27 protein-coding genes are annotated in these 24804 nt (G+C 71.0%); 12 read left to right on the top strand and 15 right to left on the bottom strand.

Annotated elements, in window-relative coordinates:
• Positions 1-15: 15 nt before the first annotated feature.
• From aspS to ACRVYW_RS06630, 3 genes are all read left to right on the top strand, one after another.
• The gene (gene aspS, locus ACRVYW_RS06640; protein ID WP_431802915.1) at positions 16-1371 is read left to right on the top strand and encodes an aspartate--tRNA(Asn) ligase; all 1356 of its coding nucleotides are present in this window, start codon (positions 16-18) and stop codon (positions 1369-1371) included.
• Between the two features lie 39 nt (positions 1372-1410).
• Positions 1411-2202 (top strand): tyrosine-protein phosphatase, encoded by a 792-nt coding sequence (locus tag ACRVYW_RS06635; protein WP_431802913.1) that lies wholly within the window; start codon positions 1411-1413, stop codon positions 2200-2202.
• 95 nt (positions 2203-2297) lie between these two features.
• Complete coding sequence (locus tag ACRVYW_RS06630) at positions 2298-2474, top strand: YegP family protein (protein ID WP_431802911.1); 177 nt, start codon at positions 2298-2300, stop codon at positions 2472-2474.
• A 3-nt stretch (positions 2475-2477) separates the two neighbouring features.
• Here ACRVYW_RS06630 and ACRVYW_RS06625 read toward each other — a convergent pair whose 3' ends face one another.
• The 6 genes from ACRVYW_RS06625 to ACRVYW_RS06600 form a co-directional block, all read right to left on the bottom strand.
• The gene (locus ACRVYW_RS06625) at positions 2478-2780 is read right to left on the bottom strand and encodes a Dabb family protein (protein WP_431802910.1); all 303 of its coding nucleotides are present in this window, start codon (positions 2778-2780) and stop codon (positions 2478-2480) included.
• Positions 2777-3055, bottom strand: a complete 279-nt coding sequence (locus ACRVYW_RS06620) for a glutaredoxin family protein (protein WP_431802908.1) — start codon at positions 3053-3055, stop codon at positions 2777-2779. Before ACRVYW_RS06620 ends, ACRVYW_RS06625 begins: the two co-directional genes overlap by 4 nt.
• Complete coding sequence (locus ACRVYW_RS06615; protein WP_431802906.1) at positions 3052-3342, bottom strand: rhodanese-like domain-containing protein; 291 nt, start codon at positions 3340-3342, stop codon at positions 3052-3054. Before ACRVYW_RS06615 ends, ACRVYW_RS06620 begins: the two co-directional genes overlap by 4 nt.
• A 105-nt stretch (positions 3343-3447) precedes the next feature.
• The gene (locus tag ACRVYW_RS06610; protein ID WP_003792170.1) at positions 3448-3546 is read right to left on the bottom strand and encodes a 30S ribosomal protein bS22; all 99 of its coding nucleotides are present in this window, start codon (positions 3544-3546) and stop codon (positions 3448-3450) included.
• A gap of 82 nt (positions 3547-3628) precedes the next feature.
• Positions 3629-3820, bottom strand: a complete 192-nt coding sequence (locus tag ACRVYW_RS06605; RefSeq protein ID WP_431802904.1) for a helix-turn-helix domain-containing protein — start codon at positions 3818-3820, stop codon at positions 3629-3631.
• A gap of 146 nt (positions 3821-3966) precedes the next feature.
• Positions 3967-4380 carry an ArsR/SmtB family transcription factor gene (locus tag ACRVYW_RS06600; RefSeq protein ID WP_431802902.1) on the bottom strand — a complete coding sequence of 138 codons (414 nt, stop codon included), beginning with the start codon at positions 4378-4380 and terminating at the stop codon, positions 3967-3969.
• 79 nt (positions 4381-4459) lie between these two features.
• Here ACRVYW_RS06600 and ACRVYW_RS06595 point away from each other — a divergent pair, with 79 nt between their 5' ends.
• Both ACRVYW_RS06595 and ACRVYW_RS06590 read left to right on the top strand, forming a co-directional pair.
• On the top strand, positions 4460-5902 hold the full coding sequence (locus ACRVYW_RS06595; protein ID WP_431802900.1) for a TrkH family potassium uptake protein: 1443 nt from the start codon (positions 4460-4462) through the stop codon (positions 5900-5902).
• A gap of 8 nt (positions 5903-5910) precedes the next feature.
• The gene (locus ACRVYW_RS06590; protein ID WP_431802898.1) at positions 5911-6582 is read left to right on the top strand and encodes a potassium channel family protein; all 672 of its coding nucleotides are present in this window, start codon (positions 5911-5913) and stop codon (positions 6580-6582) included.
• 48 nt (positions 6583-6630) lie between these two features.
• On the opposite strand, the gene proC is transcribed toward ACRVYW_RS06590, so the two are convergent.
• Positions 6631-7464, bottom strand: a complete 834-nt coding sequence (gene proC / locus ACRVYW_RS06585) for a pyrroline-5-carboxylate reductase (RefSeq protein ID WP_431802896.1) — start codon at positions 7462-7464, stop codon at positions 6631-6633.
• A gap of 97 nt (positions 7465-7561) precedes the next feature.
• Between proC and ACRVYW_RS06580 the strand changes: the two genes are divergently transcribed.
• Positions 7562-8674, top strand: a complete 1113-nt coding sequence (locus tag ACRVYW_RS06580) for an alpha/beta hydrolase (RefSeq protein ID WP_431802894.1) — start codon at positions 7562-7564, stop codon at positions 8672-8674.
• 22 nt (positions 8675-8696) lie between these two features.
• Positions 8697-8996 (top strand): alpha/beta hydrolase family protein, encoded by a 300-nt coding sequence (locus tag ACRVYW_RS06575; RefSeq protein WP_431803323.1) that lies wholly within the window; start codon positions 8697-8699, stop codon positions 8994-8996.
• Here ACRVYW_RS06575 and ACRVYW_RS06570 read toward each other — a convergent pair.
• Entirely contained in the window at positions 8885-9316 is a 432-nt protein-coding gene (locus ACRVYW_RS06570) for a nucleoside deaminase (RefSeq protein WP_431803321.1), read from the bottom strand. The genes ACRVYW_RS06575 and ACRVYW_RS06570 overlap by 112 nt on opposite strands.
• A gap of 151 nt (positions 9317-9467) precedes the next feature.
• On the opposite strand from ACRVYW_RS06570, the gene upp reads away from it, so the two are divergent.
• The gene (gene upp, locus ACRVYW_RS06565; protein WP_431802892.1) at positions 9468-10100 is read left to right on the top strand and encodes a uracil phosphoribosyltransferase; all 633 of its coding nucleotides are present in this window, start codon (positions 9468-9470) and stop codon (positions 10098-10100) included.
• A gap of 25 nt (positions 10101-10125) precedes the next feature.
• Here the strand turns inward: upp and ACRVYW_RS06560 are convergent, their stop codons facing one another.
• Positions 10126-10425, bottom strand: a complete 300-nt coding sequence (locus ACRVYW_RS06560) for a DUF3467 domain-containing protein (RefSeq protein ID WP_431802890.1) — start codon at positions 10423-10425, stop codon at positions 10126-10128.
• A gap of 50 nt (positions 10426-10475) precedes the next feature.
• Entirely contained in the window at positions 10476-14042 is a 3567-nt protein-coding gene (locus ACRVYW_RS06555; protein WP_431802888.1) for a TM0106 family RecB-like putative nuclease, read from the bottom strand.
• Positions 14043-14134: 92 nt separating this feature from the next.
• Between ACRVYW_RS06555 and ACRVYW_RS06550 the strand changes: the two genes are divergently transcribed.
• Positions 14135-16207 (top strand): NAD(+) synthase, encoded by a 2073-nt coding sequence (locus ACRVYW_RS06550; protein ID WP_431802886.1) that lies wholly within the window; start codon positions 14135-14137, stop codon positions 16205-16207.
• Between the two features lie 54 nt (positions 16208-16261).
• Here the strand turns inward: ACRVYW_RS06550 and ACRVYW_RS06545 are convergent, their stop codons facing one another.
• Both ACRVYW_RS06545 and ACRVYW_RS06540 read right to left on the bottom strand, forming a co-directional pair.
• On the bottom strand, positions 16262-16705 hold the full coding sequence (locus ACRVYW_RS06545) for a DUF1622 domain-containing protein (protein WP_431802884.1): 444 nt from the start codon (positions 16703-16705) through the stop codon (positions 16262-16264).
• A 28-nt stretch (positions 16706-16733) separates the two neighbouring features.
• Entirely contained in the window at positions 16734-17321 is a 588-nt protein-coding gene (locus ACRVYW_RS06540; RefSeq protein WP_431802883.1) for a hypothetical protein, read from the bottom strand.
• A gap of 148 nt (positions 17322-17469) precedes the next feature.
• Here ACRVYW_RS06540 and ACRVYW_RS06535 point away from each other — a divergent pair, with 148 nt between their 5' ends.
• Together ACRVYW_RS06535 and ACRVYW_RS06530 are read left to right on the top strand one after the other, a co-directional pair.
• Complete coding sequence (locus ACRVYW_RS06535) at positions 17470-18036, top strand: nucleoside phosphorylase (protein WP_431802881.1); 567 nt, start codon at positions 17470-17472, stop codon at positions 18034-18036.
• A gap of 101 nt (positions 18037-18137) precedes the next feature.
• Positions 18138-19025 (top strand): hypothetical protein, encoded by an 888-nt coding sequence (locus ACRVYW_RS06530; protein WP_431802879.1) that lies wholly within the window; start codon positions 18138-18140, stop codon positions 19023-19025.
• Between the two features lie 130 nt (positions 19026-19155).
• Here the strand turns inward: ACRVYW_RS06530 and ACRVYW_RS06525 are convergent, their stop codons facing one another.
• On the bottom strand, positions 19156-19335 hold the full coding sequence (locus ACRVYW_RS06525) for a hypothetical protein (RefSeq protein WP_431802878.1): 180 nt from the start codon (positions 19333-19335) through the stop codon (positions 19156-19158).
• Positions 19336-19403: 68 nt separating this feature from the next.
• Here ACRVYW_RS06525 and ACRVYW_RS06520 point away from each other — a divergent pair, with 68 nt between their 5' ends.
• Positions 19404-20435 (top strand): FUSC family protein, encoded by a 1032-nt coding sequence (locus ACRVYW_RS06520; RefSeq protein WP_431802876.1) that lies wholly within the window; start codon positions 19404-19406, stop codon positions 20433-20435.
• Positions 20436-20496: 61 nt separating this feature from the next.
• Here the strand turns inward: ACRVYW_RS06520 and ACRVYW_RS06515 are convergent, their stop codons facing one another.
• The gene (locus tag ACRVYW_RS06515; RefSeq protein WP_431802874.1) at positions 20497-23541 is read right to left on the bottom strand and encodes an AAA family ATPase; all 3045 of its coding nucleotides are present in this window, start codon (positions 23539-23541) and stop codon (positions 20497-20499) included.
• Positions 23538-24761: an exonuclease SbcCD subunit D gene (locus ACRVYW_RS06510; RefSeq protein ID WP_431802872.1), complete on the bottom strand. Its 1224-nt coding sequence runs from the start codon at positions 24759-24761 to the stop codon at positions 23538-23540. Before ACRVYW_RS06510 ends, ACRVYW_RS06515 begins: the two co-directional genes overlap by 4 nt.
• Positions 24762-24804 lie beyond the last annotated feature (43 nt).

Here is a 24804-nt window from a genome sequence, read left to right as displayed (position 1 = left end):
GTAGACTGGCTCCTCGTGAGTGAACGCACCCTCGTCGACCAGCTGCAGGCCCGCGAAGACGGCCCCGTCCGGGTGTCCGGGTGGGTCGAGACCGTCCGCGATCAGAAGAAGGTGCAGTTCGTCATCCTGCGCGATGAGACCGGCGCCGTGCAGCTCGTGAACGCTGCGACCCGGCCCGACCCGGCGGCGGGCTCCGACGGCGCTCCGGAGCAGGATGCCGACGCTCTCGCGCTGACGGCCCTCATCTCCGAGCTGTCCACGGGAACCTTCCTCACGGTGGAGGGCGCCCTCGCGCACGACGAGCGCGTCAAGCTCGGCGGCGTCGAGATCAAGATCGGGAGCCTCGAGGTCGCGGCCGCCGCCCTCCCCGAGACTCCGATCGCCGCCGACAGCGGGCTCGACAAGCGCATGGACTGGCGCTACATCGACCTCCGCCAGCGGCGCAACGCCCTCATCTTCCGCATTCAGACGACGCTCGAGCACGCCATGCGCTCGTACTGGGTCGAGCGCGACTATGTCGAGTTGCACTCCCCCAAGCTCATGTCCACCCCCGCCGAGGGCAACGCCGAGCTCTTCGCGCTCGAGTACTTCGGCGACCAGACCGCGTACCTCGCGCAGAGCCCCCAGCACTACAAGCAGATGGCGCAGGCCGCCGGCTTCGGCAAGGTGTTCGAGATCGGCGACGTGTTCCGCGCCGACCCGAGCTTCACGAGCCGCCACGCGACCGAATTCACCTCGATCGACGCCGAGATCTCTTGGATCGACTCGTACGAGGATGTCGCGCAGATGCAGGAGGAGCTCCTCGTCGCGGCCTTCACGGCGGTGAAGGAGAAGCACGGCGACGAGATCAAGGAACTGTTCGACATCGACGTCGTCGTGCCGACGATCCCCTTCCCGCGCATTCCCCTCGCCGAGGCACGCGAAATCGTCGCGGCGCGCGGCTACGACATCCCTCGGACCGACGGAGACCTCGACCCCGAGGGAGAGCGTCAGATCTCGGCGCACGTCCGCGAGACGTACGGCCACCAGTTCGTGTTCATCACCGACTACCACCCCGAGATCCGCCCGTTCTACCACATGCGCAACGCCGAGACCGGTCTCACGTGCAGCTACGACCTGCTGTTCCAGGGCACGGAGATCACGACGGGCGCGCAGCGCGAGCATCGCGTCGACGTGCTCGAGGCGCAGGCGCTCGAGAAGGGGCTCTCGCTCGAGGGTCTGGAGCACTACCTCGACTTCTTCCGCTACGGCATCCCCCCGCACGGAGGCTTCGGCATGGGCCTCGCGCGCGTGCTCATGCTGATGCTCGGGCAGGACTCGATCCGCGAGGTCACGTTCCTCTTCCGCGGGCCCACCCGCCTCGCCCCGTAGGACACCGCCCTCTCGTGGGCCACTCCCTATGCTGAGGGCATGACCGAGAGCTTCGACGGCCTGCACAACTTCCGCGACACGGGCGGCACCGCGCTCATCGGGGGCGGCGCCACCCGTGAGGGCGTGCTCTACCGCTCCGACGCTCTCAGCGCGCTCACGCCGACGGGCGTCGATCAGTTCTCCGCGAGCCCGATCGGGGTGGTCGTCGACTTCCGGACCCCTCAAGAGCGCCATTCCGCCCCCGATCGCCTCCCCGACGACCGTCCCGTCGAAGTCGTCGAGCTCTCCATCCTCGAGGGCGCGATGGCCGAGATGGCGCAGCGCATCCTGGCATCCGGCGCGCCGCTCACCGCGGACGACGCCGACGAGATCGCCGCGAGTCTGCCGACCCTCGACGCCCTCTACATCGGCATGCTGCAGCACGGCGGCGCAGCCTTCGCCGAGGTCGCTCGCTTCGTCTCCCGATCGGCCGACGACGCGCCGACGGCGGTCCTCGTGCACTGCACGGCGGGCAAGGACCGCACCGGCGTCGCGACGGCGCTGCTGCTCGACGCCGTCGGCGCCGAACGCGCGGCGGTCGTCGAGGACTATTCCGCGTCTCAGGCGAACCTTGCCGGCGAGTGGGCCGACGGAATGCTCCAGATGATCTCGTCCTTCGGCATCCCGCTCACCCCGGAGCTCCAGACCCTCGTCACCGGGAGCCCCGCCGAGGCGATGGAGAAGACCCTCGGCTGGATCGACACGACTTACGACGGCTCCGCCGCCTACCTCCGCGTCGGCGGCCTGAGCGAGGCGGAGCTCCTCGCGCTGCGCGAGCGCCTGCGCGCCTGACCGCCCTCACGCCGCCTTCCCTCCCCACCCGCGACGGCGCTAGCGTGAGAGCGTGCGCGCACCGTGGCCGCACACCGTGATCGAAGGGGACGGCGATGGCCGGGAAGTTCGAGCTCTACACCGACAAGGGTGGTCACTGGCGCTTCAACCTGGAGGCGTCGAACGGACAGGTCATCGCCTCGAGCGAAGGCTACAACTCGAAGGATGCCGCGAAGAACGGCATTGAATCGGTGCGCAAGAACGCGCCCGACGCGCCCGTCGTCGAGCTCTGACGCTCAGACCCCGAAGTCGACGGCGACGCGGTCGGCCCGGACCGAACCGATGAACGCGGCGACCTCCTCGTGCACGGGGTGCACGGCGTAGGCGGCGAGTCCTTCGGCGTCGTCGAAATCGGCGACGAGCACGAGATCCCAGTTGTCGCCGGGGAAAAGCGTGTTCGCCCCCGCGCTCATGGCGCGCAGGCTCGGCACCACGCCCAGAAGCGCGTTCAGTCGTGCTGCGGCATCGGCGGCGTGGGCGGCACGGGTATCGGCATCCTCGGCCGCCATCCGGAAGGCAACGACGTGACGCAGAGTCATCGGTTCTCCGTTTCGGTAGGTTCGGATGCCGCGGTCAGCGCGGTCCGCAGCCGGGCGGCATCCACGCGCCAATGCGCGTGCAGACGGCCATCGATGAGCACGACCGGGATCTTCTCCCACCACGTGGCGTAGAGCGCCGGATCGTCGAGGATCGAGAGCTCCTCGACTTCGACCTCTCCCTCGTCATCGATCTCCGCGACGACGGTGTCGACGATCTCACGCGCGACCTCGCACAGGTGGCAGTCGGGCTTGGAGATGAGGGTGAGAGTGGTCACTCGACCGGGCGACCCGAGGCGATCCACTCGCCCGTGCCGCCTTCGACGTTGGTCGCGTCGTAGCCGCGGGCCTCGAGCGCCTCGACGGCGCGAGCCGAGCGGCCGCCCGCCTGGCAGATGACGTCGAAGGCCTCGGACGGCAGCTTGTCGAGGTTCTCGCCGAGCGTCGACAGCGGCACGTTGATCGCGCCGGGCACGTGACCGGCTGCGAACTCGTCGGTCTCACGCACGTCGATGAGGGGCGTGTTCTCGCGAGACGCGAGCTCGGTGACGGTGATCGTCTTCATGGACGTTCCTCTCGCAGATCGGGTTTCTCGATCACGACGCGTCGGACGCGCCGCAGACACGAAGCGCCCGTCCGCTCGGGACAGGCGCTCGGTGTCGTTCGCCGCTTACTTCTTGTTGCGACGCTGGTGGCGAGTCTTGCGAAGCAGCTTGCGGTGCTTCTTCTTCGCCATGCGCTTGCGGCGCTTCTTGATGACAGAACCCACGGAAAACCTCACTATGTCAGGGGTCTGGACGCGGATCTTTCGCGTCCGGGAACGGGCACCACGAAAATGCCCTCGGAACAGTCTAGCCGACGTCGGCGATGGGGCGTTGCAGAGCCTCGGTGACCGCCTCTTCGGGCACGCGGTAGCTGCGCCCGAAGCGCACGGCGGGAAGCTCGCCGGAGTGCACGAGGCGGTACACGGTCATCTTCGAGACGCGCATGAGCTCGGCCACCTCGGCGACCGTCAAGAAACGCACGTCGGACAACTCAGCCATGATTCCACTCCCCCCAGCATCGGCGGAGGGCCGATGACTGCCGAAAATCCCCCGCGACCAGCGTAGACGGTGGCTGGGACACGTGTAAACCTCTGTGAATGCTGTGACCGCGCGGGCCCGGCACGATCACATGCCGAGGGTGTGCGTCAGCGTCCGGGGATCCTCTTGAACATGCTGTCGAACGCATGCTTCGTGGATGCCGCAGCGCGCCCGACCAGATCGGCGGCGGCCGCGGCCGAGTCGGGCAGGGTCGACACGGTGGCGGCGGCATCCGCAGCCGCGATTCCATCGTCGAAGAACGGCACGAGCCAGTCGTCCACCTCGTCGAGGGGCCCGACCGACAGGCTGTAGTAGCGGTGTTGCCCTTCCTCGCGCACCGAGACGAGTTCGGCCTCGCGCAGCACCTTGAGGTGCTTGGAGACGGTGGGCTGGCTGACACCGAGGTCGGCGACGATGTTCGAGACGCTCGTGCCGTGCTCGCCGGCCGCTCCGCGCTCGCGCAGCAGCTGCAGGATGTCCCGACGGGTACCGTCGGCGATCACGTCGAAGATGTCCGCCATGAAGGTAGGTTAGCCCGCGGCGCGCCCCGAGTACCATGACAACGACCGAGCGGGACCGGAACCAGGCGAGGAGGCGGCCATGACGGACGATTCCGTCGCCGTCCGCGTACGCCGGCGCCTCGCCGATGCGGGCACCGCGGTGGGGCACGGAGCCCGAGAGTTCGCGATGTCCTCACCCTCCCGCTTCGCGGTGCTGATCTTCTCGGCGCTCATCCTCGTGTTCACCGCCCTGTTCTCGCTTCCGGCGGCCTCCGCGACCGGCGAGCGCACCCCCTTCGCCGACGCCCTGTTCACCGCCGTCTCGACGATCTGCGTCACGGGCCTGTCGACCGTCGACATGGCCACGCACTGGTCGGCGTTCGGGCACGTGCTCGTCTACATCGGCGTGAACGTGGGCGCGATGGGTGTGCTCACCCTGGCATCCATCCTGGGTCTGGTCATCTCGAAGCGCCTGGGCCTGCGAGCCAAGCTCTTGGCGGCGGGAGACACCAACCCGATGCGCGCCCACCGCGGCCCGGTCAACGAAGGCCAGACGGTGCGGCTCGGCGAGGTCGGACAGCTGCTGTCGACCGTCGCCCTCTCGACTCTCGTGATCGAGGCCGTTCTCGCGATCCTCATCTACCCGTCGCTGCTCATCAACGGCGTTCACCCGGTGACGGCTCTCTGGGAGGCGCCGTTCTACTCCGCAATGGCCTTCACGAACACGGGCTTCACCCCCAACGCCGGCGGACTCACGCCGTTCGCCGGCGACTACTTCTTCCTCACGATGCTCATGGTCGGCGTCTTCCTCGGATCGATCGGATTCCCGGTCATCTTCACGCTGTGGCGCCACCACCTGCACGTACGCCGCTGGTCGCTGCACACGAAGCTCACGCTCATCACGACCGTCATCCTCTTCTTCGTCGGCGCGGCCGTCTTCCTGCTCCTCGAGTACGCCAATCCGCGCACGTTCGGGAGCATGGATGCCTGGAACAGCACGTTCCAAGCGTTCTTCCTGTCCGCCATGACCCGATCCGGCGGCTTCTCGCTCATCGACATCGGCGACCTCAACGGGTCGTCGCTCGTCGTGGGGTCGATGCTGATGTTCGTCGGCGGCGGCTCGGCATCCACCGCCGGCGGAATCAAGGTGACGACGCTCGCCGTCCTCGCTCTCGCCGTCTGGTCGGAGGCGAAGGGCCGCCCCGCCGTGCAGGCGTTCGGGCGCCGCATCCCGAGCGATGTACAGCGCGTGGCCCTCTCGGTCGTCGCGTGGGGGTCGACGATCGTCGCCATCTCCACCGTCACGATCGGACAGATCACGCAGGCACCGATCGAAGAGGTGCTCTTCGACGTGATCTCCGGGTTCGCGACCGTCGGCCTGTCGACCGGGCTCACCGCGACGCTCCCCGACCCTGCCGTGTACGTCCTCGCCCTGACCATGTTCATGGGGCGCGTTGGTACAGTGACTCTCGCCGCGGCCGTGGCCGCGACGAACCGTTCGCAGCACTATGCGCTGCCCGTCGAGAGGCCCATCGTTGGTTGAGCAGCGCCGTGGTTGAACAACTCAGGAGCGACGCTCCCGTCCTCGTCATCGGCCTCGGCCGGTTCGGTGCCGCGTGCGCCGGCGAGCTCGACCGGCTCGACCGGGAGGTGCTCGCGATCGACGAGAGCCTTGACCTCGTGCAGAAGTGGTCCGAGCGCGTCACCCACACGGTGCAGGCCGACGCGAAGAACATCGAGGCGCTCAAGCAGATCGGGGCGCAGGACTTCCAGGTCGCGGTCGTCGCGGTCGGGTCGTCGATCGAGGCATCCGTCCTCATCACGGCGAACCTCGTCGACCTGAAGGTGCCGCAGATCTGGGCGAAGGCCGTCTCGCAGTCGCACGGCAAGATCCTCGCCCGGGTCGGCGCGAACCATGTCATCTACCCCGAGCGCGAAGCCGGCGAGCGCGTCGCGCACCTCGTGTCGGGCCGCATGCTCGACTTCATCCGGTTCGACGACGACTTCGTGCTCGCCAAGATGTATCCGCCGAAGTTCATTCGCGGCATCAAGCTCTCGGAGTCTGGCGTGCGCACCAAGTACAACGTGACCGTCGTCGGCGTGAAGAGCCCGGGCAAGCCGTTCCGCTACGCCGAGGCCGACACCATCGTCACGAACCACGACCTCATCATCGTGTCGGGGACGAACTCCGACATCGAGCGCTTCGCCTCGCTCGACCGCTGAGCGCGGCCGTACCATCGCGCCTCGCGGGCGTCAGGCGCCGGAGGCGAGTCAGGCGCCGGAGGCGAGTTCGCGGGCCCGGGCCAGCGCGGCATCCGTCGCCTCGGAGAAGATCCCGGCGAGGTTCGCGCCCTGCAGCACCGCGAGCGCGCGCTCGGTCGTGCCCTTCGGGCTCGTCACCTGGCGACGCAGCTCGGCCGGGTCCTCTCCCGTCGCGTCGAGCAGGGCTGCCGCGCCGATGAAGGTCTGCTCGGCCATGAGGCGCGCGTCGGCGTCGGAGAATCCCTTGCCGCGTGCGGCCTCGGTGAGGTCCTCGATCAGGAGGTACACGTACGCCGGGCCCGAGCCCGAGATCGTCGACAGCGCGTCGATCTGGTCTTCGGGCACCTCGATGACCACGCCGCACGTCTCGAACAGGTCGCGCACGCGCGCGAGGTGGTCGGCGGATGCCGCGGATCCGCCCGCGATCCCGGTCACCGCCTTGCCGACCACGGCAGGGGTGTTGGGCATGGCGCGAACGACCGGGACGCCCTCGCCGACGATCGACTCGAAGGTCTCGATCGTGACCCCCGCCGCGAGGCTCACGACGATCGCGCCGGGCCGCAGCACGGGCGCGATCTCGCGCAGCAGGTCGGGCACCATGACGGGCTTCACGCCGATCAGGACGATGTCGGCTGAAGCCGCGGCGGTGAGGTTCGCGTCGGCATCCTCTTCGAGCGCGAGGCTCGTCACACCCGCGAGGTCGGCGAGCACGGCGGCCTTCGCGGCGGTGCGGTTCGTGACGGTCACCTCGGGGGCGAGACCGGAGCGGACGAGGCCCCTCAGGATCGCGCCCCCCATCGAGCCGGCACCGAGGATCGCGATCGTGGGGAGGGTGTGGGGCATGGCTCCATCCTAGAAGCTGGAACCCGGATGCGGCCCAGACCCGACAGACACCTGAGAGTCGATTCAGGTGCAATCGGTGCGGGGGTAGGATGCCGTCATGACCCTCCTGGACGGCATCACCTCGCGGCTCATCGACACGGACCGGCTGACCGTGAACATCCTCGAGCGCGCCGGAGACGACGCCGAGACGACTCCCGATCACACGCTCGTGCTGATCCACGGCAACGTCTCGTCGAGCCTGTTCTGGCAGGAGCTCATGCAGGACCTTCCCGCAGAGCTGCGTGTCATCGCGATCGACCTGCGCGGGTTCGGCGGCACCGAGAGCCTGCCCGTCGACGCGACGCGCGGCGTCCGCGACTTCAGCGACGACGTGCACGCCACCCTCACGGCGCTCGGCATCGAGACGGCACACTTCGTGGGCTGGTCGATGGGCGGCGGCGTCGTCATGCAGTACGCCCTCGATCACCCGGTGCTCTCCCTCACCCTCCAGGCACCCGTCTCGCCCTACGGGTTCGGCGGCACGCGGCGCGACGGGTCGCGCCTCACCGATGACGACGCGGGGTGCGGGGGCGGGGGCGCGAACCCCGACTTCGTGCAGCGCCTCACCGATCGGGATATGAGTGACGACGCGCCGTCGTCGCCGCGGAACGTCTTCCGCACCACCTACGTCGCCCCGGGCTACACGAGCGATCACGAAGACATCTGGATCGAGTCGATGAACACGACCTCGACTGCCGAGGGGAACTACCCCGGCGACGGGGTCGAGAGCCCGAACTGGCCCGGTTTCGGTGCGGGGAAGATCGGCGTTCTCAACACGATGGCACCGCGCTACTTCGACACGAGCGGCATCGTCGACCTCGCGGTGAAGCCGCCGATCCTGTGGGTGCACGGCACCGCCGACGCGATCGTGTCGGATGCCTCGTTCTTCGACCTCAACCAGCTCGGCGTCGCCGGGGTCATTCCGGGGTGGCCGGGTGAGGAGGTCGCGCCCGCGCAGCCGATGATCTCGCAGACGCGCGACGTGCTGGATGCCTATGCCGCCGCCGGCGGCGAGGTCACCGAGCTCACTCTCGAAGGCGTCGGTCACTCGCCGCACCTCGAGCGCCCCGCCGAGGTGCGCCGCGCGATCCTCGCGCTGATCGGTTACATCGGGAAGACCGTGTACCCCGCGCCGCCGACCGAGACGATCATCATCAGCTCGTCCGACTGAGCGCGCGGCATCCGTGCTGATCATGCACGGGGACTCCGACAACACCGTGCCCGTCGCGTGGACGCGGTCGCTGATCGACGAGCTTCGCGCCGCGGACGTGGACGTGTCCGACTGCATCCTCTCGGGCCGAGGTCACGGTCTCGAGAGCGTGCGCGACCCCGAGGGGGAGATCGCGCCGTCACGGGCGATCGCGTTCCTCGCGTCGATCGCTCAGCGCCGGGCGTCGAAGAAGGTGCGCAGGAGCGCCTGCGCCTCGGGCTCGGCGACGCCGCCGACGACCTCGGCGCGCACGGGGAGACGCCGGTCGCGGAGCACGTCGTAGACCGAGCCGGCAGCCCCGGCCTTGTCGTCCCACGCGCCGAAGACCACCCGCCCGACGCGCGCCTGCAGGATCGCTCCGGCGCACATGAGGCACGGCTCGAGGGTGACGGTGAGGGTGCAATGCTCGAGATTCCACGAGCCGGTGGATGCCGCCGCTGCGCGGAGCGCGACGATCTCGGCGTGCGCCGTGGGGTCGCCCGTCTCTTCGCGGAGGTTGCGACCTTCGCCGATGATCGCGCCCGCGGCATCCGTCACGACTGCTCCCACCGGGATCTCCTCAGCCGCCGCGGCCTCCGCACCGAGCGCGAGCGCGCGTCGCATCGCTGCGGCGTCGGCGGGCGGGATCGGCAGGCTCACGCGACCAGCGTACGGGCCGCGGGAGCTCCCACCTCGATTGCCCGCGCCGACGTAGGCAGCCGCGCGGGCCGCGCCGACGTAGGCAGCCGCGCGGGCCGCGCCGTAGGCTGAGGTCATGCGCGTGCACGTGGCCGACCACCCCCTCATCACCCACAAGCTGACGGTGCTGCGCGACGAGCGCACCCCCTCACCGGTGTTCCGTCAGCTGACCGAAGAACTCGTGACGCTGCTCGCCTACGAGGCGACGCGCAATGTCCGCGTCGACGAGGTCGAGATCCAGACGCCCGTGACGACCACCACCGGTGTCCGCATCTCGGAGCCGCGGCCGCTCGTCGTGCCGATCCTGCGCGCCGGGCTCGGCATGCTCGACGGGATGGTCAAGCTCCTCCCGACCGCCGAAGTCGGCTTCCTCGGCATGGCCCGGAACGAAGAGACCCTCCAGCCGTACACGTACGCGGAGCGACTGCCGGAGGATCTGAGCGACCGCCAGTGCTTCGTGCTCGACCCGATGCTCGCGACCGGCGGGTCGCTGGGGGCTGCGATCGATTTCCTCTTCGCGCGCGGCGCGCAGGACGTCACCGCGATCTGCATCCTCGGGGCGCCCGAGGGCGTGGCGAAGATCGAGGAGCAGGTGGGCGATCGCGACGTGACGCTCGTCCTCGGTGCGCTGGACGAACGTCTCAACGACAAGGGCTACATCGTGCCCGGACTCGGGGATGCCGGAGACCGCCTCTACGGCACGGTCTGAGCCCTCTTCGCCCCGCCGAGGCCACTCAGGCGCCGGCGCGGTGCCCTGTCTCCTGCTCCCAGAACTCGAGCTGCTGCGTCAGCGCCTTTGCGAGTTCGAACACCTGCTGGGGAGGGATCCGCACCCGCTGGACGACACGCCCCGGGACGATCGTCACGGGGTTGCCGTCGGCGTCGGACCCGGCCTGCGGGGGCCGCGCGAGTGACACGAAGTCCATCACGAAGACGTCCTGCGTGTGCCAGACGTTCGCGAAGTCGGCGTAGCTGCCCGTGACCGCCTCCGGCGGAAGCTCGATCTCGAACTGGCGCGGTGCGTCGTCGGCCATGGTGTCCCCCTCGTCGGGTCGTCGTCGGGCTATCGCGAGTCTAGAGCGGTTCAGGCGGCGCCGACGAGACGCGCGAAGGCGCTCAGGCGGGTGACGCCGTCGGGCGTGCGCGGCAGATCGTCGAGCAGTCCCGTGCCGTAGACGATGTAGGCGGTGTGCTCGGCGCGCGAGATGGCAACGTTCAGCCGGTTCTGCAACAGCAGGAACTCCAGTCCGCGCGGCGCGTCGCGTCCCGACGACGCCGCGAGCGACACGATCGCGACGGCCGCCTCCTGACCCTGGAACTTGTCGACCGTCCCGACGGGCACCGCACCGAAGCCGGCGTCCGCGAGCGCCTGCTCGACCACCACCTGCTGCGCGTTGTACGGCGTCACGACGATGATGTCGGATGCCGCGAGCGGCCGCGGCGGCACGTCCTCGCCCGACACCCACGGCCGCCCGACGAGATCGCGGACGATCGCGACGACGGCATCCGCCTCTTCGGGTGACGATGTGGAGTTGCCGGTGTGCCCGAGCGCGACCGGGACCACGCCCGGTGCGACGCCCTCGAGGTGGCGCGCCGACGTCGAGGGGTGCGCCGCGAGCCGGCCCTCGTAGGAGAGCTGGGAGACGGGCTCGGCGACCTCGGGCCGCATCCGTCGCGTCTGCGCCAAGAAGTAGCCGCGGTCTTCGGGGATGACGGCCGCGCCGTCCATGACCCAGCCGAGGGCAGACGTGTCCACGGGCTCGGGGTGCGTCCCCTGGCTCACCTGCGGCAACTGCTGCGGGTCGCCCAGAAGAAGCAGGCGCTGCGCCGCAACGGACACCGCGATGGTCGACGCGAGCGAGAACTGGCCCGCCTCGTCGATCACGAGCAGGTCGAGGCTCCCGCGCGGCACGCGGCGCGGGTGCGAGAGGTCCCAGGCGGTCCCCCCGATGACGTAGCCTTCGGGGTGCTCGGCGGCGAACGCGGCGTACCCGTCCTTCGCGATGGCGGTGAAGGTCGCCTCACCCGTGGCGCCGGACTTCTGCGCCTTCGCGACCTGCTCGGCCGGCACCCCCGCCGCGACGATGCGGTCGAGCATGTTCTCGACGACCGCGTGCGATTGGGCGACGACGCCGACCTTGTAGCCGCGCTCCGCGACGAGCCGGGTGATGACGTGGGAGCCGACGTAGGTCTTGCCGGTCCCCGGAGGGCCTTGGACGGCGAGGTAGCTGTGGTCGAGGTCGTCGACGGCCCGCGTGATGTCCGCGACGTCATCGCCCGAGCCGCGCGCGAGCACCCCGGACCGTGTGCGGGGCGCTCGTCGGAGCAGCAGGTCGGTCGCGGCGTCGTGCGGGAAGGCGGGTTCGGATGCCGGGGCTGCGGCGATCACGGCATCGGCCCACTCGTCGATCGCCACCTGCTGGCTGCCGGCCTTCGGCGGCGCGGGCGGTGTGAGGGCGATCGGCAGGTCCTGCCAGGTGAATCCCTGGACCGCGTTCTCTTCGATCACGACGCCGTCGTCGAGCGTGTCGATCACCCGCACGGTGCGGTGCACGTGGATCCAGCGCGTGCTCGTCTCGACCGGGAACGGCGCCGGCAGCTCGTAGAGGACGAAGGGTGCCGTGCCGGCGGAGAGCTTCGTGCCGGGGGCGAGGTCGCCGCGCAGCTCCACCACGCGGCGCTGCGCGCGCGCCCCCTCCGGGATGTGCCAGTCGGTGAGCACGCGGGAGCGGTCGTGGTCGAAGACGACGACGTCGCGCGTGTCCTCCCAGATCGAGACCGGCTCGCGCAGCCGCAGGAAGTGCGTGGCCCAGAAGGTCTTCGCCTCGCGCGGGTAGTAGTCGATCGCCGCCGACCCGAGCCGGAGCGCGGCGACGGCCGCCTCGTCGGGGTCGGGCGCGGACGCGGCATCCGTCGCCAACCGGGCGAGCGCGTCGGCACGGGGCGAGGGCTCGTACGCCGCCTCGCTCTGGTCGATGTCGGCCGACGGAGTCAGGTGCGCGTCGCGCGCACGGTCGACGAGCCAGTCTCGCAGGCGCCGCGTCGACACGCAGTCGTAGCGGTTGTAGTCGGCGAGGTCGGCGAGCACCGCCTCGCCCTCCTCAGCGCGGCCGGCGTCGATGAGGCCGCGCGCCTCGACGTACTTGACGATCGAGTCGTCGCCGCGTTGCACGTCGCTCGTGCGCACCTCGTCGCCCATGTAGAGCGGCTCGAGCTTCTTGATCGAGTACGACCGCGACCCGACGCGCAGGGCGCGCCGGACGATCGGGTAGAGGTCGACGAACACCCCGTCGCGCAGCAGGGTGTCGACCTCGGCCTCGCGCGTGCCGTAGCGCGCCGCCATCGCGAGCAGGTGGGTCGTCTCGTAGGGGGCGTAGTGGTAGATGTGCATGCCGGGGTGCGCGGCGCGGCGCAGCGCGACGATGTCGAGGAAGGTCTCGAGGGCGGCGCGCTCGTCGGCGAAGCTGTGCGCCCAGAGGGCCGTGTACTGCTCCCGGTCATCGACCCACCCGAAGAGGTAGTCGATGCCCCACTGCGGCACCCCACCGGCCGGCGGGGTCTCGGTGTACAGCGGATCGCCTTCGAAGTCGAAGAACATGTCGCCGTGATCGGGGCGGGGCAGAGCACCGATCGCCGTCGGGAAGACGACCTCGAACGTCGGCACCGGGTGCGTCTCCGCTCCCCCGACCGCGGCATCCGGGGCCTCTACCCCCTCGCGCGGCGGTACGCCGCCCGCGGGACTCTCCAGCTGCAGCCGAGCCTGCGTGCGAAGACCCGAGAACGTGTCCCACGACATCGGATCGGGAGCCTCGCGTGCCGCGGCGAGGTCATCGATCGTCCGGATGCCGGCGGCGCGGAGCCGCTCGCGCTGCACGGGTCGCATACCCGCCACCAACAGCAGATCGCGATGCTCGACGACCTCGGCATCGCACGTGGCGCAGCGGCCGTCGGCAACGACGTGCAGCGCCCCGCGATCATCGCCCCACGCGATCGGCTCCCCCGCCGCCCCGGCCGCGAGATCGCGGTCGGCGATGAGCGCGCGAAGCCGCTCGCGGCGCAGTCGGAAGACGGGCATGATGTCACGGACGGCGTGCACCGAGGTGGTGCCGTCGCCCAGGAGCAGCTCCACGCGATCGCTGTGCGGCACACCCAGGCGGTCGAGCTGGTCGACGTATGCCGCCAGCTGCATGAGCGCGGTGACCCGCGCCCGGCGGGCGAGCTTCGTATCCTGCACGATCCACCGTCCGTCTTCGCCGCGCAGCAGGAAGTCGGCGAAGCCGACGAACTCGTCGGTCGCGAAGACGGCCTGGTAAATTACGGCGACGTCGGGGTCGGAGAGCGCGGCGTTCGTCGCGGCGACGGCGGCGGCGATGCCCTCGGCATCCGACGACCGGGTCTGCGGCAGCTCGACCACGCGCCCCGGATACTCCTCGCGATACGCCTCGAGCCGGCGCAGCTCGTGCTGGTCACCGAGCCGGGCGGCGCGCTCGAGGGTCAGGTCTTCCGGTTCCTCGACGAGCAGAACGCGCCCGAGCTTCGCGTCGATCTGCCGCAGCCACGCGAACTCGCACTCGGCCGCCGCCTTCAGATCGCTCGCGCTCCAGACGATCCGCGGCAGCGCTCCGGCCCCGTCTCCTTCGATGTATCGCATGTCACCCTTCCGCGATCGACACTAGACGGGGGGTCGGACGTTTCGACTCGTGAGCTCGCTCAACGACCGGAGGGAGGTGTCAGACTGGACCCGTGAGCGAGACCCTTCCGTTCGAGAGCATCTACCGGCACGGGTTCGCGCGCGTCGCGGCCTGCACGATCCCCGTCGCGATCGCCGACCCGGCAGCGAACGCCGCCGCCGTGCTCGCGGCCGCCCGCTCGGCGCACGACGAGGGCGCGGCGGTCGCCGTGTTCCCCGAGCTGTGCCTGTCGGGCTACGCGATCGACGACCTCGTCATGCAGGACACCCTGCTGGATGCCGTCCGCGCAGCGATCCAGACGGTCGCCGAGGGCTCGCGCCTCATCCGACCGCTGCTGGTCGTCGGCGCGCCGCTCCTGCTCGGCGCACGCCTGTACAACTGCGCGGTCATCATTCACCGTGGCGAGATCCTGGGCATCGCCCCGAAGACCTACCTCCCGACGTACCGCGAGTTCTACGAGGCGCGCTGGTACGCGAGCGGAGCCGACGCCCCCGACACCGCGACGATCGGCGAGCGCGAAGTGCCCGTCGGCACCGATCTGCTCTTCGAGGCATCCGACGTGCCGGGGCTGGCCGTGCACGCGGAGGTCTGCGAGGACATGTGGGTGCCGATCCCGCCGTCCTCCACCGCGGCGCTCGCGGGGGCGACGGTGCTCCTGAACCTCTCCGGCAGCCCGATCACCGTCGCGCGCGCCGACGACCGGCACCTGCTCGCGAAGTCGCAGTCGTTCCGGTGCAACGCCGCCTACGCGTACGCCGCCGCCGGCGCGGGCGAGTCGACCAACGACGTCTCGTGGGACGGCCAGACCATGATCTACGAGGCGGGAACGCTCCTCGCCGAGACGCCGCGCTTCCCGGATGGACCGCGCACCTCCTATGCCGACGTCGATCTCGACCGCCTCCGCCAGGATCGCCTCCGTCAGGGAACGTTCGACGACAACCGGGTGGATGCCTGGGCGAGCGCCCGGCGCATCCCGTTCGAGCTCGTGCCGCCGGCCACCGTCACTGAGCTCCGTCGCCCGCTCGACCGGTTCCCCTTCGTCCCCGACGACGCCGCCCGACTCGACCAGGACTGCTACGAGGCGTTCAACATCCTGGTGTCGGGGCTCGTGCAGCGCATGCGCGCCATCGGTTCACCGAAGCCCGTCATCGGCGTCTCGGGCGGTCTCGACTCGACCCACGCCCTCCTCGTCGTCGCGCGGGCGATGGATGCCATGGACCGCCCGCGCAGCGACATCCTCGCCTACACGCTCCCCGGCTTCGCGACGAGCGAGCACACGAAGTCGAACGCGCTCGCCCTCGCCGAGGCGATCGGCGCGACGACCTCGACGATCGACATCCGCCCGATGGCGACCGAGATCCTGAAGGGCCTCGGGCATCCCTACGCGAACGGCGAGCCCCTCTACGACGTCACGTTCGAGAACGTGCAGGCCGGCGCCCGCACCGATTTCCTCTTCCGCCTCGCGAACCAGAACGGCGGCTTCGTCGTCGGCACCTCCGACCTCTCCGAGCTCGCCCTCGGGTGGGCGACGTACGGCGTGGGCGACCAGATGAGCCACTACGCCGTCAACGCGGGCGTGCCGAAGACCCTCATCCAGCACCTCATCCGCTGGGTCATCGCGCACAGCGACGACGAAACGCTGACGCCCGAGGCGAAGGACGTGCTGCAGTCGGTGCTCGACACCGAGATCAGCCCCGAACTCGTGCCCGCGGGTCAAGACGGCAAGGTGCAGTCCACCGAGGACACGATCGGCCCCTACGCCCTGCACGACTTCGCGCTCTTCCACATCCTCCGCTACGGGTTCCGGCCCTCGAAGATCGTGTTCCTCGCCGAGCAGGCGTGGTCCGACGCGGATGCCGGAGCGTGGCCGCCGGGGTTCCCCGCCGCCGACCGGTACGCCTACGACCGCGAGGCGATCGTGCGGTGGCTGCGCGTGTTCCTGAACCGGTTCTTCGGGTTCGCGCAGTTCAAGCGCACCGCGATCCCGAACGGCCCGAAGGTGCTGCCCGCCGGGTCGCTCTCGCCGCGCGGCGACTGGCGTGCGCCCTCCGACGGGAACGCGACGGCGTGGCTCGCGGAGCTCGACGCGGCGCTCGCGGCCGGCGACGAGGCGACACGGGACTGACGAGCGAGGCGCGGCCGGCGGGCGACGCGGGGCTGACCGCCGTCGCGCGAGCGCTCAGGACTCGCGCCCCGCGGCATCCGCCCGCCCGCCGTAGGCCCGCCCGCCGCGGCGCGCCGAACCGATTTCGCGCGACATCACCTGCGCACCGCTCGTCAGCAGGGCGCGCCGCCACGGAAGCACCCCGTCGATCTCGATCTGGATCGACAGCGACAGGATCGTCCGGATGAGCACGACGATGCCGAGGACGAGCGCCTCCTCGATGGAGGGCTTGGAGGTGATCGTGCGGATGAGGTCGGCCGCGACGAGGATCTCCAGCCCCAGCAGGATGGCGCCGCCGAGCGTGCGCCGGAGGGTCAGGTACGCCGCGCCGCCACCGTGGCCACGCGCCAGCTCGAGCGCAGCGAGCACGATCGCGACGGCGAAGCCGACGACGATCGCGACGACGCCGACGACCTCGAAGGTCACGGCGACACCCGTGAAGACCGGCTCGATCGTCACGCCCTCCCCCTCCTGCCGGCGCCCGCGCTCACTCCTTCGGCAGGATGCCCATGGCCAGCGTGATGACCCAGCCGTCGCGCGACGCGTCGATGAGCTTGTAGCGCATCTTGCGGTCGGGGATCCACCCGAGGTTCCGACCCGGGTCGAGCTTGACGCGCTCCGGAGCGACACGCACGCCGCGTCCGTCGGCCTCGAGCACCGCCTGCACGCGCACCCAGTGCTGCAGGAGGTCGGGGATGTTGCTCTCATCGATGAGACTCGAGTGCTTCTGCATGAGGCGGATGTCCGCGGCATCCGGATTCATGTCGCGGATGTCGATGCCGAGCGGCAGCCCCGGGTCGCAGATCGCGACGACGGTCGCGGCGCGGTAGCTCGCCGTCACGATCGCAATCGGCAACTCCTCGCCGTCGCGCGAGGCGATCAGACGTGTGTGATAGCCGAAGCCGCGCGGCGCCTCCCGCTCGATGCGGATGTCCTTCGCCTCGCAGGAGAGCCTGCCGGCGATGAGTTCCTGCGCGATGATGCGACGCCGATCGTGGACCGTCGTGCCTGGGTCCCAGCCGAGGCGCGCGGTGAACTCCGGAGGAGTCTCGAGAAGGACGGTCTGCAAGGCCATGATCGCTCCGATCGCTGAATCCGCACGACGGGCGCCCCGCCGACGCGAAGACACCCCTCGCCCCCATCTTGGACCACGATGACGCCACGCGGGCGGTGCGCACCGGTGTGAAAAAGGTGAGATGCCGCCTCGATGGGACACTGGAGGGGTGAAACTCCTCGTCGCCGCCCTGGACTCCGAACTCGTCGCCTTCGACCTCGACCCCGCCGGGTTCGAGCGCCTCGTCACCGGCCCCGGAAAGCTGAAGGCGGCGTACTCCCTCACGCGGCGCCTCGAGGCCGGCCGCGTCGACGAGATCGTCGTCGTCGGGACGGCGGGCTCGCTCGCGCCGGCCGGTTCCGTCGAGGCATCCGGTGTGTTCGACATCGCCGTGGCGATCCAGCACGACGTCACCGACCTCGAGGGCGTCGCGGGTCAGCACGTGTCCCTCCCGGCGCGCGTCGAGACCGGCCGCGGAACGGCGACGATCGCGACGGGCGACAGCTTCGTCGACGATGCGGATGCCGTGGCGTTCATCCGCGGCCTGGGCGCGACGCTCGTCGACATGGAGGCCTACGCGTACATCTGGGTCGCGCAACAGTACGGCGTGCCGATCACCGTACTGAAGGCCGTGTCGGACAACGCGCAGGACGGCGCCACCACCCACTGGGACGAGGCCGTGGCGGCTTGCAGTGTGACGCTGCGGCAGGAGATCACGAAGCGCTACGGCGTCTGAGGCCGGTAGCCTCGTTCTGGCGGCCCGTCGCTTTCGCGCGTCGCCGGGACATCTCATCCCACCGACTTTCACCACCGACTCTCCCACCGACGAAGGACATCATGTCGAACACACCGCCCAACGACCCGGCGGAGCCCCAGCGCCCGGTCGAGCCCACGCAGCCGACCGAGGTCTACCCGCCGGCCTACCAGGCGCAACAGCCCGCCTACGCGGCGCAGCCGCCCGCGGGCGGCGCCGTTCCCCCCGCCGGGTACGGTCAGCCGGGCTACCCCCAGCAGCCCAACGGCACGGGCCCCTCTGCGCCCGACACGCGTTCCAAGGGCGTCGCCTGGACGGCCCTGATCCTCGCGATCGTCGGCGTCGTGCTCGTGCTCTTCGGCTTCGTCCCGATTCCGTGGTTCGGCTTCTTCGCCGTGCTCCTCGGCGGCCTCGTGCTGCTGATCGCGCTGATCGTGTCGATCGTCGGCCTTGTCGGCAAGCGCAACGGCGGAAAGCCCCTCAGCATCACCGCACTCGTGCTGTCGGTCGTCGGCGGCATCCTGGGCGTCGTCGCCCTCCTGGCCTCGCTGGTGTTCATCGGTCTCGCAGCCGGCGGCACGTCGACGACGCCCGCCCCGACGGCGACCACCGACGCGAGCGAGAGCCCCGCGCCGACGCCGACCGATGAGGCATCCGCCTCGCCCTCACCGGAGGCGACCGCCCCCGACGCGTCGGCCGGCGACGAGGCGGCGTATCTCGCCGATGTGCGCCCGAAGGTGCAGGACATCATGGGGCAGCTCGACCCCTCGATCACGCCGGAGATCGTCGACAGCGTGTTCACCGACGACACCCTGCTGACGGTCGGCCGGGGCCTGCTCGTGACCGGACCGGACGGCATCGACGCGATCGTCGAGCAGACGCTGCCTTCGATGGGCGGCGCGATCACCGCCGACCAGCTGCGCTCGCTGTACCAGACGATCTACGACTCCGCGGACACCTACCTGCGCTGAGCTGGTCTCGGCCCGATTCGAGCCCCCGTCGCTGCGACCTCGCGTCGCGCGGCGGGGGCTCGTCGTCGCGTGACGGGAGTTTCGTCGCGCGGCGAGGGCTTCGCGCGCACGTGGGAGGGTGGGGGTCGGGTCAGTCTTCGCGGCGGCGCAGCAGCAGCTGCAGCAGGACGAAGATGACCACGGCGACGACCGCGACGATCCCGACCTTCGCGAAGAACCACGCGACCTTGAAGACGACGTCGACGAGGAACCACGCGATCACGATCGCGACGATCGCGCCGAGGATGGTCAGCACCGTGCTCTTGCTCATGTCTCCAGCCTAGGCCTCGGTCCGCGGCGACCGGCGCGGGGACCGACGTCAGCGCGTAGCGTGTGGACATGAAATGGTCGCTCCGCGTCGCCCGGCGCACGCCCCTTCTGCAGGTCGTCAAGTCGGTTGTCGCGACGATCGCGGCGTGGCTCGTCGCGGGCGCCCTCATCCCCGGCCCGCCGCCGGTGTTCGCTGCGATCGCCGCCCTGCTCACGGTTCAGCCCAGCGTCGGCGAATCCTTCGGGCGGGGAGTCGAGCGAACGGTGGGGGTGATCACGGGAGTGCTCGTCGCTTCGGCGATCGGGCTGCTCCTCGGCAACGGGTTCTGGGCGATAGCCCTCGCCGTCGCGGCCGCACTGCTGCTCGCGTGGGGGCTGCGCGCGGCGCCCGGAACGGCGAACCAGGTCGCCATCAGCGCCATGCTCGTCCTCGCACTGGGATCGGCGACACCCGGCTACGCCGTGGATCGCGTTCTCGAGACGGCGATCGGCGCGCTCATCGGTCTGATCGTCAACGTCGTCATCGTGCCGCCGCTGAGCCTCGCCCCGGCGCAGCAGAAGGTCGGCGCGGTGAACGACGCCACCGCGCGCAGCCTCGAGGCACTCGCCGACGCGCTCGTCGCGCCGCAGAGCGCCGCGCAGCTGCAGACGCTGCTCGACGACGCGCGGCTTCTGCGCGGCTCGGTGGCGGATGCCGAGCGCGCGCTCACCGACGCACGATCGTCGCTCGCCCTCAACCCGCGCGGAAGGACCCGAGCACGGGAGGTCGATGCCCTGGAGTCCGACGTGCAGCGTCTGTTCGCCATCGTGACGCAGACCATCGGCATGACGCGGGCGTTCGTCGACGACTACGACGACACGATCAGCGCCGACCGCGAGATCGGGTCGATCGCGGAGCAGCTGCACCGCGCGGGCCACGATCTGCGTCTGACGTCGCCGGGGACCGGTGCGCCGGTGAGCGACGAGCCGCCCGCGCTGACGCGTCCGCTCGAGGTGAACACCGTTCCGCCGCGGCACTGGATGCTCATCGGATCGCTTCTGGTCGACCTGCGACGCATCCATGAGGGGATCGCGCGCCCCACCCCTGCCGCGTCCGCGTGAGCAGGACCGCTGCGCACGGCGGCCCGATCCGGTCTCGGCGGAGGCCGTCCGGCCCGATCGATCAGGCGAGGACGGCGACGTCCTGCCGGATGACGCTCGGCCCCTCGGGCGCCGCCTCGACGCTGAGCTGCGCGGGGATCTGCTCCTTCATCGCCTCGACGTGGCTGATGACGCCGACGGTACGACCGCCGGCGCGCAGCTCATCGAGCGTCCGCATCGCAAGGTCGAGCGTCTCGGGGTCGAGTGAGCCGAACCCCTCGTCGACGAAGAGGGTGTCGAGGCGGATGCCTCCCGCGCGCGACGTCACGACTTCGCCGAGGCCGAGGGCGAGGGACAGCGACGCGAGGAAGGTCTCGCCACCCGACAGCGACTGCGGCGACCGCATCCGCCCGGTGTAGGCGTCGAGCACCTCGATGCCGAGCCCCGAGGCGCGTCCGCGCGCGGCGCGCGCGTCGGAGTGGTGCAGGCTGTAGCGGCCCGATGACATCTCGGTGAGCCGGAGATTCGCCGCCGCGACGATCTCCTCCAGTTCCGCCGCGAGGACGAAGGTCTCGAGGTCCATCTTCATCGTGTTGGGGGCGCGACCGGCGACGGTGTCGGCCAGGCGGATGACGGCCGCCGCGTCGTCGGCGAGACCGCTGACGGCCGCGGACGCGTCATCGACCTGCTGGGCGAGGTCGCGCAACCGTGTCGCGACCGACTCCGCGTCGAGGTGCGCGGCGATCGCGGCGGTGCGGGTGGTGTCGGCGTCGCGCGCGGCCGCGGAGACCGCGTCGAGATCGGCGTCGGTGGGATCGTCGTCGGTGAGCACGAGTTCGAGTTCGAGCAGGCGCTCACGCGTCCCGGCGAGGTCGGCGGCGTGCGTGGCGATGCGGGCGTCGAGCGCGTCGCGCTCAGCGGGCGAGAGGAGCGCCGCGCGGGCATCGGCTGCGGAGGAGAGCCCCGCGGCGTCCACGCCGACGCGCGCATCGTCCTCGGCGGCAGCCAGAGCGCGCGCGCGTTCGTCACGGGCCTCACGCGCGGTGGCGAGGGCGCGGGCGCGGGCGCGCTCTTCCGTCGCTGCCGCGATGCGCGCCGCGACGGTCGGGAAGTCGCCGCGCGCCTCGGCGATCGTGCGCGCTGCGCCGGTCGAGGCGGATCGGGTCGCGGCGTGCTCCTCCCCGAGGGCCGCGCGGCGCGCTCCCAGGTCGTCGCGAACGGTGCGCGCGGCGTCGATGCGCCGGTCGAGCGCGGTCAGGCGCTCGGTCAGGGCGGTGAGCTCGTCGGCGGCGGCATCGGCGGCATCCGCCTGCGCGGTGACGTCGGCGAGCGCGGCGACCAGCTCGAGCTCGCTCTGGTCGCCCGCACGCGCGCGGGCGGCGGCGAGTGCCTCGCGCGCGACGCGGGCCGCCTCGGCGGCATCGGCCGCGCCGCGCTGCGCGCCCTCGCGTGCCGCTTCCGCGTCGGCGAGCGCGTCGTCGGTGACGGGGTCGTCGGACGATGGAGCGGGCGCGGGGTGGCTGGTCGATCCGCAGACGGCGCAGGGCTCGCCGTCGACGAGGGCGGCCGACAGTTCGCCCGCGTGCCCGGCGAGGCGTCGGGCGAGAAGCGCTGTGACCGCGGTCGCGGCATCGCCTGCCGCGGTGCTGGCCTCGAGATACTCGCGCTCGGCAGCGACGCTCCGCTCCGACAGTCGAGCCGCCTCCCGCGCAGCGGCGAGCCGGGCCTCGAGCTCGGCGCGACGCGCCCCGAGGTCGTCTCGGCGTGCGGCACCGGCCCGAGCCGCGGCCGTCGCGTTCTCGAGGGCGGCGCGCTCGTCGGGCGCCGCGGCGAGGCGAGCGTCGAGCTCGGCGATCTCCGCGTCGAGCGCGGCGATCTCGGTTGCCTGGGCCTCGAGGCGCGCCTCGCGCTCGGACTGCTCCCGTTCGAGGGCGGCCGCGGCATCCCATCGGGCGATGTCGGCGGTCAGCGCGTCGATCCGTTCACCAAGGTCCACGGCCTGACTCTCGCCCGCGCGGTCGCCCGGCCCGTCGGCGAGGGCGTCGCCGCCGTGCGCGACCCATTCCTGCTCCGCCCGGTCGGCCAGCTGCGCGGCGGCCTCATGGGCGGCGGACGCACGGTCGACCACGTCGAGCGTCGCGCGGAGCGTCTCGGCGACGCGTGCGGCCGCGAGCCGGTCGCGGTCGGCGGAGATCGCCGGCTCGCGCTCCTCGAGCGCGGCGAGGCGCGTGCGCAGGGCCGCGCGCTCGCGGGCACGCTGCGCGCGCTCGGTGCGCTCGACCAGGTGCCGCGAGGCCTCGGATGCCGCGGCATCCGCCTGCTCGCGCGCGGTCGCCGCCTGCTCGACGCGATAGTCGGCGCGCGCCTGCGCCGCGAGGAGATCGTCTGCCGCGGCCCCCGCGTCGCCGGTCGCCTCGCCGGCTGCGCCTCCGCCGCCCAGGTCGTGCTCGGCGACGAGTCGCAGGGCGAGCTCCGTCAGGGTGCGCGCGTGCTCGCCGGCGGTGTCGAGTCGGCGCTGCGCGTCTTTGCGACGCTCATCGAGCGCATCGCGGTACTGCTCGAAACGGCGCGTGCCGAACAGGGTGCGCAGGAGGGTCTGCCGCTCGTCACCGGAGGCGAGGAGGAAGCGCGAGAACTTGTTCTGAGCGAGCAGGATCACCTGTTGGAACTGCTGCGCGTTGAGTCCGAGGATCTCGCCGAGCGTCTCACCGACCGTACGCGGCTTCGCGGCGCGGCCGATCCACTGCTCGCCCACGCGTTCTTCGAGCACGGCGCGGGCGGGCTCTGTCGTCAAGCCCCCGCGCTTGCCCCCGGCGCGCTTGGCAGGGCGGTCGTACTCGGGTGCCCGCGTGACACGCCAGCGCGTGTCGCCGATCGTGAACTCGAGGCGCACCTCGGTCGGATCGGCAGGGGCGCTGTGGTCACTGCGCAGGCGCTTCTCGGCACCGTCGTAGCGCGGCACGGTGCCGTAGAGCGCGAAGCTCACGCCGTCGAGGATGCTCGACTTGCCCGTACCCGTCCGCCCCGAGATGAGAAACAGCCCGTCGCCGGCGAACGCGTCGAAATCGATGCGCTGTGTTTCACGGAACGGCCCGAATCCGGTCAGTTCGAGCGTGTGGAGCCTCACGCGCCCACCCCCGCCGCGTCGCCGCGTACGACCGCGGCCGCCGGCGCGGCGCCGACGCCCTCTCCCGCCCCGGTGCGCACCCGCTCGTCGCGCACGTCGTTCCACACGTCGCTCTCGCGGTCGGTGAGGCCCTCACCCGAGCGCACGTGCGCGAGGAAGGCATCCAGCAGCTCCGTGTCGCTGCGGGCCGACCGCACGCGCTGCACGTACGAGCGCCCGTCGCTCTCCGCCGTCACGGCGGGTGCGTGCACGACCTTCGCGCAGAACGGGAACCGTTCTTGCAGCCGCCGCAGCGGGTCGGTCTGGGGAAGCATGTCGGTGTACTCGACGCACACCCAGGCGTCTTCGGCATCGGCGAGGCCCGGGTCGGCGAGAAGCTCGTCGAACGCGCCGCGCAGCGTCCGCAGACGCCGAGGCACCGGTAGCGGAAGCCATTCGACGTCCCCAAGCCCCTCGGCATCCAGCTCGACGAGCCACGAACCGCGCGGCTTGTCGCCCTCGCCGAAGCTGTAGTGCAGCGGCGCTCCCGCGTACCGGATGTGCGGCGCGAGCGTCTGCCGTCCGTGGATGTGGCCGAGCGCGGCGTAATCCACGCCGTCTAAGGCCTGAAGCGGTACGACGTCGAGGCCGCCCTGCTGGATGTCGCGCTCGAGATGCGGTGTCGGTTCAACCCCCGCCGCGAAGCAGTGCGCGATCGCGACCGACCGGCCGCGTTCTCCGCTCGCCTCTCGGGCGGCGAGATCGGCGCGGACGAGACCCATCGCGTGCCCGAGGGCGCCCGCCTGCGAACGCGCGTCGGGCCAGGTGTGTCGCACCAGCGCCGGTTCGAGGAAGGGGATGCCATATACGTGCACCGGCCCGTGCGCGTCGCGCACCGTCACGGGGATGCCGACCGCCGCGGGGTCGGTGAGCACGTGGATGCCGCTGCGGAGCAGCCCCGATTGGAAGCCGAGCCGGGCGGCCGAGTCGTGGTTGCCGCTCGTGACGATCACCTCGGCACCGGTGGCGGCGAGGCCGCGCAGCGTGTCGGAGAGGAGGGCGTAGCAGGCGGCGGCCGGCGTCGCGGAATCGAACACGTCACCCGCGACGATCACGACGTCGACGTCGTGCGCACGCACCTGGTCGGTCAGCGCCTCGAGCACGCCGCGCAACGCCTCGAGCGTGGAGTGACCGTGGAAGGTCCGCCCGATATGCCAGTCGGAGGTGTGCAGGATGCGCATGACTCCACGGTAGATCGACCCTCCGACATCGCCCGGAGGGCAT

Source organism: Microbacterium sp. bgisy203 (genome assembly GCF_965345155.1).
Classification (GTDB): domain Bacteria; phylum Actinomycetota; class Actinomycetes; order Actinomycetales; family Microbacteriaceae; genus Microbacterium.
Note: the sequence above shows the minus strand (reverse complement) of the source record. Positions and strands in the feature narration are given on the sequence as shown.

What these genes read in the sequence shown, in the direction of transcription:
- ACRVYW_RS06635 (WP_431802913.1), top strand. Translation starts at nt 1,411, where the DNA reads ATGACCGAGAGCTTCGACGGCCTGCACAACTTCCGCGACACGGGCGGC.
- ACRVYW_RS06630 (WP_431802911.1), top strand. Translation starts at nt 2,298, where the DNA reads ATGGCCGGGAAGTTCGAGCTCTACACCGACAAGGGTGGTCACTGGCGC.
- ACRVYW_RS06625 (WP_431802910.1), bottom strand. Translation starts at nt 2,780, where the DNA reads ATGACTCTGCGTCACGTCGTTGCCTTCCGGATGGCGGCCGAGGATGCC.
- ACRVYW_RS06615 (WP_431802906.1), bottom strand. Translation starts at nt 3,342, where the DNA reads ATGAAGACGATCACCGTCACCGAGCTCGCGTCTCGCGAGAACACGCCC.
- ACRVYW_RS06605 (WP_431802904.1), bottom strand. Translation starts at nt 3,820, where the DNA reads ATGGCTGAGTTGTCCGACGTGCGTTTCTTGACGGTCGCCGAGGTGGCC.
- ACRVYW_RS06600 (WP_431802902.1), bottom strand. Translation starts at nt 4,380, where the DNA reads ATGGCGGACATCTTCGACGTGATCGCCGACGGTACCCGTCGGGACATC.
- ACRVYW_RS06595 (WP_431802900.1), top strand. Translation starts at nt 4,460, where the DNA reads ATGACGGACGATTCCGTCGCCGTCCGCGTACGCCGGCGCCTCGCCGAT.
- proC (WP_431802896.1), bottom strand. Translation starts at nt 7,464, where the DNA reads ATGCCCCACACCCTCCCCACGATCGCGATCCTCGGTGCCGGCTCGATG.
- ACRVYW_RS06580 (WP_431802894.1), top strand. Translation starts at nt 7,562, where the DNA reads ATGACCCTCCTGGACGGCATCACCTCGCGGCTCATCGACACGGACCGG.
- ACRVYW_RS06575 (WP_431803323.1), top strand. Translation starts at nt 8,697, where the DNA reads ATGCACGGGGACTCCGACAACACCGTGCCCGTCGCGTGGACGCGGTCG.
- ACRVYW_RS06570 (WP_431803321.1), bottom strand. Translation starts at nt 9,316, where the DNA reads ATGCGACGCGCGCTCGCGCTCGGTGCGGAGGCCGCGGCGGCTGAGGAG.
- upp (WP_431802892.1), top strand. Translation starts at nt 9,468, where the DNA reads ATGCGCGTGCACGTGGCCGACCACCCCCTCATCACCCACAAGCTGACG.
- ACRVYW_RS06560 (WP_431802890.1), bottom strand. Translation starts at nt 10,425, where the DNA reads ATGGCCGACGACGCACCGCGCCAGTTCGAGATCGAGCTTCCGCCGGAG.
- ACRVYW_RS06555 (WP_431802888.1), bottom strand. Translation starts at nt 14,042, where the DNA reads ATGCGATACATCGAAGGAGACGGGGCCGGAGCGCTGCCGCGGATCGTC.
- ACRVYW_RS06540 (WP_431802883.1), bottom strand. Translation starts at nt 17,321, where the DNA reads ATGGCCTTGCAGACCGTCCTTCTCGAGACTCCTCCGGAGTTCACCGCG.
- ACRVYW_RS06530 (WP_431802879.1), top strand. Translation starts at nt 18,138, where the DNA reads ATGTCGAACACACCGCCCAACGACCCGGCGGAGCCCCAGCGCCCGGTC.
- ACRVYW_RS06525 (WP_431802878.1), bottom strand. Translation starts at nt 19,335, where the DNA reads ATGAGCAAGAGCACGGTGCTGACCATCCTCGGCGCGATCGTCGCGATC.
- ACRVYW_RS06520 (WP_431802876.1), top strand. Translation starts at nt 19,404, where the DNA reads ATGAAATGGTCGCTCCGCGTCGCCCGGCGCACGCCCCTTCTGCAGGTC.
- ACRVYW_RS06510 (WP_431802872.1), bottom strand. Translation starts at nt 24,761, where the DNA reads ATGCGCATCCTGCACACCTCCGACTGGCATATCGGGCGGACCTTCCAC.